The 15,032-nt window shown below is 52.8% G+C and carries 14 protein-coding genes; all 14 read right to left on the reverse strand.

All coding sequences use genetic code 11. The annotated features are described in order from the left end of the window. Positions 1-11 precede the first annotated feature (11 nt). Complete coding sequence (locus tag EDD73_RS12340; protein ID WP_131920474.1) at positions 12-269, reverse strand: ORF6N domain-containing protein; 258 nt, start codon at positions 267-269, stop codon at positions 12-14. A gap of 35 nt (positions 270-304) precedes the next feature. Then, positions 305-1,561, reverse strand: a complete 1,257-nt coding sequence (locus EDD73_RS12345) for a DnaB-like helicase C-terminal domain-containing protein (RefSeq protein ID WP_131920413.1) — start codon at positions 1,559-1,561, stop codon at positions 305-307. 40 nt (positions 1,562-1,601) lie between these two features. Next, the gene (locus tag EDD73_RS12350) at positions 1,602-2,444 is read right to left on the reverse strand and encodes a BRO family protein (RefSeq protein WP_207668884.1); all 843 of its coding nucleotides are present in this window, start codon (positions 2,442-2,444) and stop codon (positions 1,602-1,604) included. A gap of 13 nt (positions 2,445-2,457) precedes the next feature. Beyond that, complete coding sequence (locus EDD73_RS12355; protein ID WP_131920418.1) at positions 2,458-3,225, reverse strand: ATP-binding protein; 768 nt, start codon at positions 3,223-3,225, stop codon at positions 2,458-2,460. Further along, positions 3,222-4,211: a helix-turn-helix domain-containing protein gene (locus EDD73_RS12360; RefSeq protein WP_131920420.1), complete on the reverse strand. Its 990-nt coding sequence runs from the start codon at positions 4,209-4,211 to the stop codon at positions 3,222-3,224. The genes EDD73_RS12355 and EDD73_RS12360 overlap by 4 nt, the downstream gene beginning before the upstream one ends. Positions 4,212-4,289: 78 nt before the next feature. Further along, a complete protein-coding gene (locus EDD73_RS12365; protein WP_131920423.1) occupies positions 4,290-4,538 on the reverse strand; it encodes a hypothetical protein in 249 nt (82 codons plus the stop codon). A 301-nt stretch (positions 4,539-4,839) separates the two neighbouring features. Then, a complete protein-coding gene (locus EDD73_RS12370; RefSeq protein ID WP_207668885.1) occupies positions 4,840-5,472 on the reverse strand; it encodes a peptidoglycan recognition protein family protein in 633 nt (210 codons plus the stop codon). Beyond that, positions 5,469-5,714, reverse strand: coding sequence for a BhlA/UviB family holin-like peptide (locus tag EDD73_RS12375; protein ID WP_131920427.1), 246 nt, complete (start codon positions 5,712-5,714; stop codon positions 5,469-5,471). The genes EDD73_RS12370 and EDD73_RS12375 overlap by 4 nt, the downstream gene beginning before the upstream one ends. Before the next feature lie 54 nt (positions 5,715-5,768). Then, positions 5,769-6,134 (reverse strand): hypothetical protein, encoded by a 366-nt coding sequence (locus EDD73_RS12380; protein WP_131920429.1) that lies wholly within the window; start codon positions 6,132-6,134, stop codon positions 5,769-5,771. Between the two features lie 12 nt (positions 6,135-6,146). Beyond that, positions 6,147-7,082 (reverse strand): hypothetical protein, encoded by a 936-nt coding sequence (locus EDD73_RS12385; protein WP_131920432.1) that lies wholly within the window; start codon positions 7,080-7,082, stop codon positions 6,147-6,149. After that, entirely contained in the window at positions 7,082-7,819 is a 738-nt protein-coding gene (locus EDD73_RS12390; RefSeq protein WP_131920434.1) for a hypothetical protein, read from the reverse strand. Before EDD73_RS12390 ends, EDD73_RS12385 begins: the two co-directional genes overlap by 1 nt. Continuing rightward, positions 7,816-8,235: a hypothetical protein gene (locus EDD73_RS12395; RefSeq protein WP_131920436.1), complete on the reverse strand. Its 420-nt coding sequence runs from the start codon at positions 8,233-8,235 to the stop codon at positions 7,816-7,818. Before EDD73_RS12395 ends, EDD73_RS12390 begins: the two co-directional genes overlap by 4 nt. Next, positions 8,232-11,522 (reverse strand): LamG-like jellyroll fold domain-containing protein, encoded by a 3,291-nt coding sequence (locus EDD73_RS12400; protein WP_131920438.1) that lies wholly within the window; start codon positions 11,520-11,522, stop codon positions 8,232-8,234. The genes EDD73_RS12395 and EDD73_RS12400 overlap by 4 nt, the downstream gene beginning before the upstream one ends. Further along, positions 11,523-15,029, reverse strand: a complete 3,507-nt coding sequence (locus EDD73_RS12405; RefSeq protein WP_131920440.1) for a tape measure protein — start codon at positions 15,027-15,029, stop codon at positions 11,523-11,525. It lies immediately after the preceding gene. Positions 15,030-15,032: the final 3 nt, after the last annotated feature.

Genomic DNA, 15,032 nt, shown 5'->3' on the forward strand with positions numbered 1-15,032 from the left:
CCAAAATACCTTTAAATGGCACAAAATACCATTGAATACTGAGTTTTATGAATCGACCCTTGGGATGCGGGGGTTTTTAGACAGACTCTAATAAACTGCCGTTTTTCCTCCCCGCTCAATGCGTAATAATGCTTTCCTTCAGAATAGCGTTCTTTACTCCGACGGAAGTTAGCGCGGATTCGATTCAACTCTGCCCCGTACGCCTCGGCTAATTGGACCGTTGTAAGTACTCGTTGCCCGTTCTTTTCAATGACTTGTAATTGTTGCATCACGATAAAAGCCTCCTCATTTTTTAAAACTGTTTTTAGAATAAATCGGTCACGTCCGTTTCCCGAATGATGCCCTGATTGAAATCACATACCAACTCAATCACAGTTCCAACACTCGGTTCCCGCGCTTTTTCCACGCTGATTTTACCGATGCCGTCACAGGCGTCAAAGGTTAGTGCTGTCGCTGCGTCCTGGATCACGGCAATTGTCTCGGAATAATCGGTTAGCTTCGGCGGTTTCACTAACCGAATGGCTGTATCATCGCCCTTTCGTTTTTCTTTTTCAGCGGCCCCAGGGGTTTGATGCACCACTAAGCCAGCCGTTTCATAGCGACCGAACAGTTGCCGCAACCGGCGTGATGTGTACGACATCGAATCGCGCATCTTCCCTTTGCCGTGATTCATTAGATTAAAGCCATCGATAATCACCAGTTTCGTCTGCCGATGTAGCTGCAGATCTGCCTCAATCACATCCAGCGTCAGCCCTTGCGGCAAGTCTTCCATCGTTTTAATCAGGTACGGTACGTCGTTGGTATCTGTAAAATCACGAAGGTACCGAAGGTACTGTGTTTCATTGTCGAGCATCCCCTGGCGCAATTTGACGTTATCAAACTTCCCTTTCAGCGTATCCAACCGCAGAGCTTGCTGCCGTTTTGACAGTTCCGGCGAATAATGCAACACACCAAAGCCGTTCTCCCATGCGGTGACACCGATATGTGACGCCAGCCATGACTTCCCGCGATTGGTAAACGCCATCAGAAGAATGTAATCGCCGATTTCAAAGCCACCACCGAGTGCCTCCGTGAGCGATGAGTACGGCGTCGGAATATAGGACCGTTCCCGTTGTTCCCCGGCCTGGATATACCACCCCTTTCGTTCCTCGCCATTTACAGCGTAGTTGGTGCCTTGTGCGGTAAGCACCGCCGTATCGGTTTCGATCTTCTGGGTTTCTTCATGGAGCCACTGGATAAACTTGTCTCCGGACATCTCATTAAACTTCTTGGCCGCTTGATGTTGGAGCAGTTCAAAGGCCCGACGTTTGGCGGTTTGTGCTTTTAATTGGCTACAGAGGTACTTAAAGGAGTCTTGAACGTCCGGGATATAATCGAACTGTTCAAACTGAGCCACGACGGTGCGATAATCCGGCGTGTGCCCATTATCTTTCACGTACTCACGAATGAACCGATAGGTGTCGCTAAGTGTGGGAAAATCAGCTTCATCCATTTGAAATCGCTGAAGCGCAGCAAAGGCGTTTTCATCGAGCACTTTGGATAGCAGTTGTGATTCTTGCATCTCACTCCTCCCTGCCGGTCAACCACAACCTGAACAAACCTTATGCAGTGAATTCTCTACGAGCGAGGATTCGCCGAATCAATTCCACGCCTTTTGGCGAGACCAACGTACGGGATCGTGTGATCCACTGGCCGTATTTGTTGCGAACGGTGGATTCCTTCACAGCAAAGTGACCACTATCAATGTACTTTTGTAACGGGAGATTTTTATCCATCCCGCGTTGGATTAGAAATCCCTCCTCACGCAGCGCATCGTAGGTTCCATTTCGACCTTTATCCATCACCTTGGCGACCTCACCGATTGTCTGCCATGCGCGGGAGTCGATGAATGTATCAAACGCTTCTACTTTTGGAGCGTCGGCTTCTACTTTGGCCACAAGTTCCAGCCGCATCTGTTCGGTTTCAATAATGCACTCCATGGCCTCGATGTAGTTTCGGGGGAGTTTTCGGCCCTCAAATGTTGGTAGTTGATACGCCCCTGTTTGACGGATGCTTGGCAACACTTCGTGCGTAATCCAACGCTTAAACGCTTTGGCTTCGGGTTTTCGGCTACCCAAGATTAACGAATATAAACCGGGTTCGTTAACCAATGTATAGAAACGTGCTTTATTTTGACTCTCATTTGAAATGAGGGTCAAATGAGATGCCGTCATTGTTCTTTTTTCATCCTGATCCAATCGTTCGAGTGCTTGCGTGGGGTTTCCAATCTCCAACACATTACATACGTCCCTGGCCACAAACCATGGTTGCCCATCAATCAAAATCGTCCGTACCTGTGCACCTTCGTAGTGAAATACTTGTTGCATCATATTCATGGATGAATTTCCTCCTACATTGTTGTGATTATTTTCAGCAAAGGGCACCGGGTTTTGCATCGTCATCATGGATTCCATCCTCCTAAAATTTTTGTTCAATTCGATGGTCGCGTCCTTCAAAAGAAACGGCAATGGTCATTCCCTCCACTCGGCTGGCGATACGCGGGTCGAGCAGTTTCCCCAATCGCTCCAGCGGTTCATTGGATGTGAAGATCGTTGCTTTGCGCTCGGCGCATCGGTCATCAATCACCTCGTAGAACTCATTCTTAAATCCCTCCGTGGCTTCACGTACGCCTACGTCGTCGAGAACAAGCAGTTCCGCAGCTACCATATCCTCCTTGCTGTCATAGTAGGCCACAGCGGCCATCTCTTGCCGCTCACGGGGTCCGCGAAATTGGGCGTTGAACTGATTCTGAAACTTCGATGCATTCACAAAAAGCGCAGGCAATTGTTCAATCGGTCGTTCGTGCTTGACGTGTTGGATCACGCGATCCACCAGGTACTCATGCAAGATGGCAACTGCCGACGTGGTTTTGCCTGTACCCGTTCCTTTGGGGTTCTGTGCGCTTGGAACTGCGTAGAGGTATAGTCCTACCCCATCGCCCACTTGCGCTTGCACGTGGCGGCAATACTCGCGAATCACGAGGTAGGCATCCGGGTTGCTAGGTTGAATCGGCAAGTTATGTACGGTTACCTGTGCGTACGCATGAGGAACATTCGCGAGGCCCCATACGCCGCCGGTTCCGCTTTCACCGTGCAATTTGAGGTAGGCGTAACATTGGGAAGTACAGTAATCCGGTTCGCTCTTCCGTTTGCACCGCATGGACAGCAAGCAGTAGTTAACGCTCATCCTGCCTCCCTTCTCCGGCCCAACAGCGATAGAATCGCCTCAACGCTTCTGCCACCGTGTTTCTTTACCTCAGGGATCGTCGCAGGTCGCTCTTGCTTCTCTTCGGCCACCGCTAACGCTTCATTGGATAGCCAGGAAACCAGTTGTCCAATCGATGGTCGCGGATATTTCTCTTTTTTCCAGCGGATCTCATACTCAGCAAACACAGTATCGATGATTCGCCGGATTTGTTCTGACGTATAAACAGCCAGGAGCTTATTCTTGACGGGACCGACATCTCGACTCCAATTAGGGTTATAGTTGACCGTGTAGCAATCCCGGTAACATTTACAGAAGTATTCAATCACGTCGCGAGGATGGCGTAGCACCGTTTCTTGGTTAGAAAGTTCCCCAACATCCCCTGCCCTGTGATCATTAGATCGGGTTCCAACAGTCCCTCCCCTATCTGTTGGTATGGTTCCAACGTCTCCAGCAGATGTCTTGTTATTATGGTTCTTGTTAGTTTGGTTATAGTTAGTGGGCAAACAGTTACCCATAGTCATTGTTGCTGTTTTACTCATAGTCAACTCCGTTTTACTCATAGCAGGCTCAACCTTTCCGTTGAAAATCGCGATCTGGGCAATCGGCAGTATTGTATAGATGGAGTATTCGTTGGGGGACTTACTGGGGACTCGCTGTTTTTCGCGGGTGATTAGTGGATAATTGTGATAGCGAAACTTCAGCAGCTTGCGAATATATGTGGCAGCGGTTTTCCGCGTAACGCCGATGCGCTGGGCGATCTGTTCCTGTGTGGGATAGCACTCACCTCTTTCATTCATAAATGAAGCGATGGCCAGCAGTGTCACTGTTTGCTCTGCGCCTAACGCGGCGACCAATCCACTGGCGAACATGCTGACGTAGAGTTTGAGGTAAATTTGATTATCCCAGGTCTTTTGCTCCACATTGAACGAATGATTGATTTCAATGCTGAACATCTTGTTTTCCAATGTTGCTCACCTCCGAGGTAGCCGAATAGACGAGAGACAGGCCCACCGGCCTTTGACAGCCAGTGGGCGTAGGCACCGTTATTCGGTTTTTGTCATGGTGGTATCCGGGTGTAGAATCTTGGTTACATCGAAGAGTCCGTTCGCGGCCAATCCAAAAGCAACGCCGTTGAGGATGCCTGCTTGAATGGTCTCGGCAGGAACATAGGTCACCCCGGCCAGGATACCGAGGGCCAGCGTTACCAGCGGAATATACTTGGTGTCGATGTACAGCTTGGCCACTTGTCCAACGGCAATCAGCAAGGCGACGACAAAGCTCACTTCGGTCATGCGCTCACCTCCTTTCAAAAGTTAATACCGTAAAACGGGGTGCGTTTGTCTCATGTGGTTGGGTTAGTTGTCTGCTGTTATCCCGTCGCCATCGTTCCTCATCAACCCCTGCGTGGGGTTATTCGTAAGGAGGGTACGTTTTTCGAGGCGTAAAAAGGTTGGTAATTATTTATCTACAGCAAAACCTGGAACCACCGCCATCCTGTGGCACCGCACCTCAACAACCCCTCATGTATTTATCCGTAATCAAGAGTCGGTTGTTCCCATCGAAGCGGGTTGGTAATATCCACCTGCTTTTTTGTTATGCGATCAATCCCAATCGATCTAAGACAACAATCACGCGATAGAACGTCAAATCGCCTGACGGCTCATCGACCACACTATTGAGCAGAAGCTTTTTGACGGAGCCCCGCGCCCAGTCCGGCACCTTTGCCAGCCGTTCCGCAAGATCGCGTTCTTGCTGGCGCTTGGTGATGGCGGCAATAAAGGCATCCCAGCGTGGCAAGATTAGATGAGGGCATTCTTTACCGGTCCAGTGTTTGTGGGGGACTACATTGGCTAACGGAATGTTGAATTGCTTCATCAGGTCAATGATGAGGTCAATCGCGTTCGCTTCGGCTTGCGCCTGATTGCCATCGCTGTTTTCACAGATCTCCACGCCGATGCTCGTCCGGTTACCAGGGCCATTGGTGCCGTCGCCAGCGTGCCAGGCGTTTTCATTCGTGGGAATATGCTGAATGGCCTGATGATCATCCACGCTGAAATGCCAACTGGTCGTTCCGGCATAGGTAGACTTGATGTACGCAGCATGACCGGTAGCATCCGCGCCTTTGCTGGAGTTACCGGTGTTATGGACGGTGATGAAGGTCGATGTCATCGGATAGCCGGGACGATTTGCCGCGCCTACTTGAACAAAATCTTGAATCACATTCATGATTGATTCCTCCCTCGAATTTCAACTTTGATTTCTTGCACATCACCGGACAGCTTTTGATACTGCAATGCCAGGATCTCAAACTGCTTGGATACATCAATCAGAAAATCGGTCAGCTTGTCCTCCCGCAATTTCGCTTCTGTCTGAAGGCGTCGGCTTTCTTGAAGTTGGTACAGGTACAGGGACACGAAAAGCGTTGCCCACAAGCCTTGCGACAACGCCTCGGCCATCAGACTATCCAAGCGAACCACCCCTCTTTAAACATCAAGAACCCCTGCATGGAGCAGAGGTTTCTTTTACGTTGGGCCTGTATTTTCGGTATTGACAGATGCGGCTTCGAGTGCGGTTTCAGTTCCAGGAATCTTCGTGGGTTCCGCAGGTCGCCTTCCCACCTTCGTTAAGTAGGCATAAATCTTTCGTAGCGTCAGCATCGTAGGCATTGCAGCTTCACCTCCTTTCATTACTTGCAACTGCTCATACAGAAAAGCCAGTGTTTCGGCCACGTCGCCCAGCGTTTCCCGGTCGAGGGCAACGGGAGGCACCATGGCATTTCCAGGCGCTGTCGGGGCAACCAGCGGCGCACTGGGGCCGGTGTATTCCCACTCGATGCCGTCATGTTCACAGAGATACTGCTTTCCGTTACGTTCAATGATTTTCGCCATCGCGATCCTCCTTTAGGTTAATGGGAAATTGACGAAGCAACCGTTACCACCTGCCGCACCCGAGTAATAAGTGGTCGTCGCCGGAGGACCACCAGTTCCACCTACAACCGAAGTAGTAATTGTGCTGGGAAGCGTGCCGAATACCACGATATACCCGCCACCCCCACCACCGCCGCCGCTTGCGACCCCGTAGTTGGTGTCGGACTGCGTACCGATGCTTCCGGCTACGCCTTCGGATTTAAGCATTCCGGTTCCCGTAATGTTGTTGGCTACAATGAGAATCGCACCACCCCCGGCTCCACCGGCACCGCCGCGCACCCAGCTTGCCGATGTGGATGATGTAACGGAAGCGCCACCACCGCCCCCTCCGCCTTTGCAAGCCATAAGGTATTGAAGATCGCTCCACAGTCTGCCGCCTTTCGGCAAACCTACACCGGTGTTTCCATTGGCAGCTGCCGCAGCCGTTCCACCGGGATAATCGGTATCTCCTCCAGCGCCACTCATGTACGTCGCGGATCGTCCACCACCGGACGCACCCGATCCGGCTCCGCCAAATCCTGCGACACCGGGATTCCCAGCAGTACCAGAGTTAGCGGTGTTACAATACCCGCCGAGGCCACCAGCGGCCCCTTTGCCGGATGCGGAGATCGTCGCCGTGCCGGTAAGATTCAGGGTTCCTTTTACAAAGAAAGCCAGAAAGGATTGTGTGGGCGTGATTGTTACGCCTGTGTTCACGGTCATGTTGTTGTAGCGATAGACACCGGATTCCAGCACTGTGTTGGTCGCGAACGTCCGATCGCCATCGGCCCCGTCGTTGAGATAGAACAGCCCGCCAAAGGTAGTGGCTCGAAGCCGCGAGTGAATACTGCCCGACGCATCCAGTCCGTCGGTTCGCATTCCTACATTGCGCTGAAGATAGCCAAGGATTAACTCTGCCACGCCGAACATCAGGCAATCACCCCCCGTTTGATGATATTGGCTGCATAGGTCAAGGTCAGCACATCACGGATGCCTCCGAGGTTTGCGCCTAATGCGGGCACATAACGGTAGATTTTTTGCATCAGCCCTGCCGCATCATATTCAACCGTGGAAAAAGCGCCGCCATAATAGCCATGCTTAATCGCACCGGTGTCGCCGGACATAATCCGAAAATGGGCGGTGTTGGTGGTTGCCCAAGGCCCGCTCGATTCAGCGCGGCTGTAGCACGGGTAGTTGACGTTTGTAGTGGTTTCGCCAATCACGTGAAAGTGGTTCGTCGCATCGCCGAGTCTGCGAACGACCAGCCAGTACACTGCTCCCGCTGTCAATCCGGTGGCGTCGAATGGGATGCTAACAAATCCCTTAGTGGTCGGTAAAAACTCCTTGGGCACATAGGTCGACTTCACTAAGGTGCCATCCGTAGCACCGTTGGCCATCAGCCCAGATCGAATTTCCACGACGAGATCGGCCCCGGCCCCGCTACGCACCATCTCTAGTTCGACACGTGCAATCTCCGTCATCCCGTTGGCCGCAAACCGGAACGCACGATCCACGCTGGCACAGTCAAACTCCACAATCCCCGCGCCAATCACGCCATCAATCTGCGTACCCTCAAAGATGATCGAAAACGGCTGCAGGGAAATCAGATTGTTCATCGTTGCTTGGTCGATGATTGATGCTCCCCCGGTAAACGCATGAATCGTCATAACTGCCCTCCGCTGACCGTAATCCGCGCTTCCACCGTCAAGATCGTATTGGATGCTTTACTCCACGGTTGAACCAGTAGGTTAAGCATGGTTCCTGAACCCGCTGTCCCGGTCGCACCTGTAAAAATCGCGGCTTTGTTGTGATCACCCACCGCTTCTACTTGCATCAACTGCGTCCGGATGCGCACCTGATTGTATGTTCGGGTTGCCGATGACACCGGCTTTCGCATGATCTCGATCATCGTTTCCCCTGGCGCGGTATCATCACCGATCGCGATGTACAAGCTCGGCAGATCAATTAGACTTTGTGCGATCAGTTCCAGCCCCGCCTGGGTAATGAAATTAGAAAAGGGACCTGTTACTGTTCCGTCCTCGTACTCAAAAAACCATTCTCCCTTTACAGAAAAATCGCTCACGCAGCGACCACCACCTCATTGCATACTGCTGTTGTCTCGGCAAATGGGATTTTGAAGTTGTAATATCTTACTTTCGCAGGACTCCGAAGTTTGAAATAACCGGGAAATGGCACCGTGATCGTCGTGTTCAGCGGCACTGAAGTCCATTCTGTGTAGCTAGTTCCGGTAACGCTCGTTGCAATTTGTACGTCGGGAACTGCGTCTGTGGTCATCGGCGTGATCCACAACAACGACCCAACGCTGGCGATCGGATCGGGTTCCCCCTCGATAGCGAGCGAAAAGTCATTCAGTTGTGGCATCCCTTCAAAATCGGAATATAAGGTTTGACGAACTTGTAGCCGGGCGTTGCTGAGATTCGTTACACCAGTTACACCGGGAATACTGCCGCCATTGGTCACCGGATTCCAGCCAGCCCATGTAGAACCGCCATCAAGTGATAGATTGGTTTCCACGACCGTCCTGCCAATGTGGCCAAACTTGAGATAGTCGATCTGTGCCACACCGCTCCCGTCGACCGCATTGACGATGAACACCGGTCGAACATAGGCCACCCCGGTCGTTAGCTGCCCCGGCGATCGGAAGTCGGGGTGCGTGGTGCTGTCAATGGATGCCGACTTTACCCCCTTGAAGTATCCGGTATATTCAGCCCATCCGCTTGCGGGATCAAGCGTCACGTCGTTCGCCGCATAAAAATACATCGTGTTGTGCCCGTTGTCACCGGACTGGTTGACCAGCGTCACTCCATCAGCGGCTACTCCTTCCAGGCCAAGGCTGAACTTCGCGCCACCGGATACCGGCGCCATCTGCTGGCGAACCCGCGCCTTGACGATGTACAAGCGGTCAGCGAAAAATGGCACTATCGTCGTCGAGTAATACCAGCCCATCCCTCCGTCCACGACGAAGCACTTTCCATCGGTTGCCGACGGCTCGTTGTACGTGTAACTCGTCATACCTACGGCACCCGCGTTGTAATTCACCCACTGTCCGGTGTCGGCGGTGAAGGCGTCATATACCAGCGGGTCGGTCATGGACGACCACGACACGCGGCTACTCAATACCGATCGCATCGTAGATACGTTGAAGGTTTGGGTGCGAATCCCCACGTCGCGTAACCAGCAAGGCCCGACGATGATAGCGGTCCTCGTCGGTGCGCCGGGGTCGTAGTTGGGGAGTGTCATCGTCGCCCAATCAGCCGCTTTCCAAAGCCCAACAAGGTACGTATAAGCGGTGTCCACCGTGTTAAGGTACGATTGGATGGTGGCCTGTGTAAGGTTGGTGTAATAGACGCGCATCTCGTACACCAGTCCTTTGAACGGACAGGAGGTGCTTGTGCCATACGTCCCCAAGAGGCCCATACGCCACGTCCCCTGCGTACCCGAAGGATAGCCGGGGTTAGGGAACGCACCCGACGCCTCAAGTACCCCGTTGACGTATAGATACAGCATTTTTCCGGTCGTGTCGCAGACAAACGAAACCATATAGCTGGCGATGGAGGGCGCGAATGTATTCGCTGTGGTGAGCGTCAATGTCGAAACCGGGGCACTGCTGTAATCGAAAGCCCACTCCACCTGGAATCGTTGATCCGACGTGTAATAGATCGCGGAGTTGTACGGGTTCGCCTCCCGCCCAAAGATCGTCCATCGCGTATAGGGGGAAGGGCCGATCTCGGGGATGACCTTTACCTCGACAGTGAAGCGGTCATTGCCCAGATAGTTATCGAGATAGCCCGATCCACAGTTGGTCTCAAAGTCCACGTAATTACCTAGCCCGTTAAAGTACACGTAGCTATGATCAAGCAGTGCGAGGTTGCCGTCGCCAGCCACCGTATTCGTCAGCGTTCCCTGCGCGAAATCGGCCTGTGTCGTTTCGGTAAACTGTACCCAACTATCCGCTGGATCACATTTCCCTGCAATTCCAACTTCTACTTGATAAGGCAATGTAAACGGCGTAGTTACAAGCTGATCGGCGACCAAAATCTCCTCATTACCGTAGACAAGTTTGTTGAGGACTACGTTATCCAGTTGTGTCTGGCTTTGCTGGCTACTCACGATCGCCTTGAGGAAATCGGGGATTCCAATCAACCGGCCACCGTACTCGACGGTATAGCTCCACGTATCCGGGGTCAGCGGCTTTGTGGTCACCTTTTGCACCGTAAAGGTATTCGCAACGCCCTGCGACGGGAGATTGATTGCCACTAGTTGCCCCGGTGCCCACCCAGGAACGCCAGTTTCAAAACTGCCTGATACCTTCGGGTTGGCGTGGAGACGCAAATCGGCCTGCCCAGCGGCTTCGGCAGCATCCACCGTGGTGAGCGAGGTGTCGGTAATGACGTGCTCATAGATGCCGTCGCCGCCTTGCACAGCCGCAATCGCGATCTGCGAGGGATAATCGTCCACGGTCGAAATTACAGCAATCTCGTATTGATAAGTAAAACTCATCGTGGCCCCGTTGGCAGGGGCCGCTGTTTGTAGCGATGCCTTTACATATTTCTCTTGGGTGTTGACGAGAAAATCCACAATGGCTTCGTTATCGACATTTTCAAGTCCCACGGTCTTAGGGGCACCGGAGATCGTGAGCGTTAGATTGTGCGGTTTGTGCGGCAGATTCCACACTCGCGCTTGTCCATCAGCGACCGTCTCATAGACAAAAGGGTCGGACAGCATCGTCCCACCCTTGACAAATACGCGGTTTCGTAGCCCCTGTGCGTCGATACTGAACTTGGGATTGCGAACCTTCGCCCCCACATCCACGACCATCGGAGCCACTTGATTTTCTTCTGTCGGATCAAAGAACCACACATCTCTGAAATAATCGATGTACCATTCCCAGCCGCAGTAATCGGCCAGCTTTTTTAAGCACTCCGACGGCGGCAGATAGTCAAACACCAGCCGTTGAACCACAGGTGCAAACGGGCGAACGTGCTCTACCGTAAACAAACCTTGACCATATTTCGTGATGATGTCTTTGACAATCCAGTCGACCGTTTGGCTCTCGTAGGTTTCAATGACCAGACGCCGGTTAAGTTGGAACGTGTAGTCCTGGCAGTCCACGTCCCAGATCGTTGTGGAACCTTGGCGACTGGCCAGTTTGACGGCATCAATAATCCCGCCAAAGGCGCGTTTGCCGCCAATCGTGATAATCACTTCGTCCCCCTGGTGAGGCTCGATGTCCCGGATTGAAAAAGAGCAAGTATCGACTGCCGAGGTCAACACTTGCTCAATTGAGATGCTATCCAGCAGAACATTCGGACTCCGTTCCACACCTGCAATCTGAAATGAATCACCCATCTAGAATTTCACCCCTCGCCGTGCCAATTGCCGTTCTAACTGTTGCCAGATTTCTTCGCCGTTGCTGCCAGTGATTGAAATGTTGAAGGTGGCTCCGTTCGCCGATACTGCCGCTAATCCAGTAGCTACGGTGACGGTCATCGGACATCCATTGCTGCTTACATCGGGACTGGCGATGCTGGCCATCTTTGCCGTGGCTCTCGCGAGATAGGGTAAGCTTTGTTCAATGCCGTCAGCGAACACTCGCACCAGCCCCGGTCCCGTCTCGCCTAAGCTCGATAACGGCCCCACCTTCGCCGGGCTGTGCGGCATGTAGGCGTTGACCATCGAGGTCATATCAAACAGTACTTGCGACAACCGACTGAACTGGCTGCGAATTCCGTTGATGAACGTCGACACCAAGCTCACGCCCCAGCGGTTTGCTGATGCGACAAGCGTGTTGAACCGGCTACTCACACTGTCGGTTACTTCAAATAGAAACTTCCGCATGTCTGCCCACGTCGTTTTTGCATTGAGTAGCATCTTCGCCCATAGCACCGATAGCTGACCTTGGAGCGTTTGCCACGTAGTCATCGTTTGGTCTTTGATGAGTGTCTGTTCGCTGAATAGCTGGGTTGCAGCGTCAGTCCAGGTTTGAAGTACCGTAGCCACGGTCTCCTGATTCGCGGTGATAACGCCCGCTTTCTGTTCGGCAGTCGCTTGCAGTACCGCTTTTTTCTGATCTTGTGCTGCCTTCGACGAATCCCCCTGCGGCGCCTTCGGATCGAACCCTTGTAGTGCCACAGCCAGTTCCGGCGATGCTTGTGCGATAACCGCCGCCAGCCGGGTGACCATCTGTGCCCCCATTTTTTCAGCATCGTCGACCATGATGCGCAGATCCTTGAGTGCATTCTCACGAATTTCCGCCGTCTTTTGCTGCCATTCCTGCGTGTAGCTTTGCAGTTGAATGGTGGCTTTTTGGCGTAATTCGCTAATCTTTTGCTGCGTCTCCACGGCTAAATCGGAGAGTTCGTTGACCGCTTCCGACCGCGCCAAGTTACTTTTCTCTTGCCATAACGCCACATATTGCTGGAGTTGAGCGTCGGTCAGCGTGGTAAGCGCAGCCACCTGATCTGCCGCTTTGGGGCCAAGTTTTTGCAGTTCCTCCATCAGCCCAGTGCTAAGACCGCGGCCTCCCAGTGCTTTCAAGTTTGTCTGCCAATCGCGGAACGTGGACACTTGGCCGCCGAGATTCGCCAGCAGTTCAGAACCGTTGACCTTCTTATGTTCTACGGCATCGAACAGACCGACAAAGTTAGCCAGCGCATCGGCCCGGCTTTGCAGTTCTTTCTTGTAGTTATCCGTTACCTGACGCTCATCGTCAGCTAGTCGATCTCGCGTCTCCTTACTCTTCTGTCGATGATCATCAAGGGCTTTTGCGAGATCGTCGCGGTAACGCTTGGCGAGATCAACGACCTTCCCAGATAGGCCGTTAAATTGCTTTTCCTGATCAGCCAATTCGTCGGTCAAGCTGGCAACTTCGCATTTCATCTTCGCCATTTCCGCGTCGGCCTTGACCATCTCCAGATAGGCCCGTCGCGTGGCTTCATCATCCTGGCCTTTTTCATCAGCCAATCGCTGATATTCCCCGCGTAAATTCTCAATCAATGCGGTTTGATCAAGCATCTTCTTGTTGAGGAAATCCGTCTTGACCGCAACTTCCTGCGCCTTATCCGCATGATTCCCCAACTGGGCAAGTGCCTTCTCTTCCTCAGCATCCAGCACGCCCAGCTTAAAAGTCATCGTATCAACGGACATCTGCCAAGCCGATTTTACTTCTTCCGCCACTTTTGCCATGCGCTCACCGTGGGAAGATGTCTTATCGGCAGCTCCTTTTACGCTGTCCCCAGCAGCATCCACCGCTTGCTTCGCTTGCGCCATCGCGGTAGCAAAGTCAAACGTGGACTGGGTCGTTTCGGTAACACCCGCCGTTGCCGTATCCGCTGGCGTTTCCCATGAGGAAAACGCTTGAGCCACACCATCGCTGGCTTTGCTGATCGCATCCGACGCCCCAACCGCTGTGGCCTGTAGCCCTTCAAGGTTAAGCTGGATATCATCAACCGATTGAGCAACGGACTGTTGAATGTTTGCAAAGCCAGCCTCAAATCCCGGTGCCAACCTGCCGATCAAGTGAACCACAGGCAAAACTGCGTTCATGATGCCGCTAAGGAGTGTGAACACACCGGCTTTAAAGCGGTTAAATCCGATGGCGATGTTGGTCAGCATCGAAGAAGCGTAGGCCGAAATCAAGTTCATGACAGCGTAGGTCTTGTCGCGGATACCGCCCCAGTTCGCTGTCCATGCGCGATAAAGAGCGTAACAGGCTGCGATGACCACGCCGATCGCTGCTGCCAGCAAATAGAGTGGATTGGCGACCATTACCGCATTGAGGATTCCCCCAGCCTCAGCAGTAACCAACAGTGCACCGCGCAACAGGCCCAGCAAGTTGATTACGACGGTTAGGACTTTGAAAGCGGCAATAGCACTCACCACGCCAAGAAGCACAGTGCTCACCGTACCCCAGTGTTCGATCAGCGTTTTCGCGATAGTAACGAGTGCTTTCCCCACCCAGACCATCGTGTCCCACAGCGCAGTAAAGCCACTTTGCACTTGCCTCACCCACGCATCCAGACTGCCATTTCGCTTCAGGTCTTGAATGGCCTGCATGAACTCGCGCAGTCCTTGCGTGATGCGCTCGAAAATCGGTTGGGTCATTGTGCCGAGTGTCTGGTTCATCCAGTCCTTAACGGTCGATAGCATCCCTTTGAAGGTCTGCGACTGCTTCTCCATCGCCCCGGCATAACGCTCATTCATGCCATTAATCAGTGCCGGTAACGCTTGATCGGCAAAAATCTTTCCTTGTGCAGACAGGTTCATCAACTCGGCCTTTGACATCCCCAACTTCTGCGCCATGATGTCCCAACCGGCAATCCCGCGCTCCGCCAGTTGGTTCATTTCCTCGGCAGATACTTTGCCCTTCGTCATCATCTGCCCAAGCGCCAGCGTTACACCGTTGAGCACATCATCACCACCGCCGATCGCGGCCACAGCGTTGCCGACAGCGTTCAAGTTGGGAATGATCTCTTGTGCGGAAAATCCCATCGCCAGCATCAGTTTGGCCGACTTCTGCACACCGGGAAACTCAAAGGGCGTTACGTTGGCGAACTGCTGGAGGTCGGCGATCATCTTCTTCGCCGCTTCGGCACTGCCTAGCAAGGTTTCAAATGCGGTCGTGGCCGTTTCCATATCAGCGTTATATTTCACCCCAGCGGCCCCGGCGGCTCCGAGTGCAGTGGCAACGATACTGCCAAACTCAGCGGCTTTTTCGCCGAAGTCCCAGAGGTCGGTCGATGATTTCTTCACCTTATCTGCAAAGTTGTTGAATAACCTTTGGGATTCGGTGAGGCTACGCTTCAATCCGGAAATCTCTGCGGTGAGCCGAACAACCACTTCCCCTAATACCGACAAACG

This window comes from Heliophilum fasciatum, from assembly GCF_004341395.1.
Classification (GTDB): Bacteria; Bacillota; Desulfitobacteriia; order Heliobacteriales; family Heliobacteriaceae; genus Heliophilum; species Heliophilum fasciatum.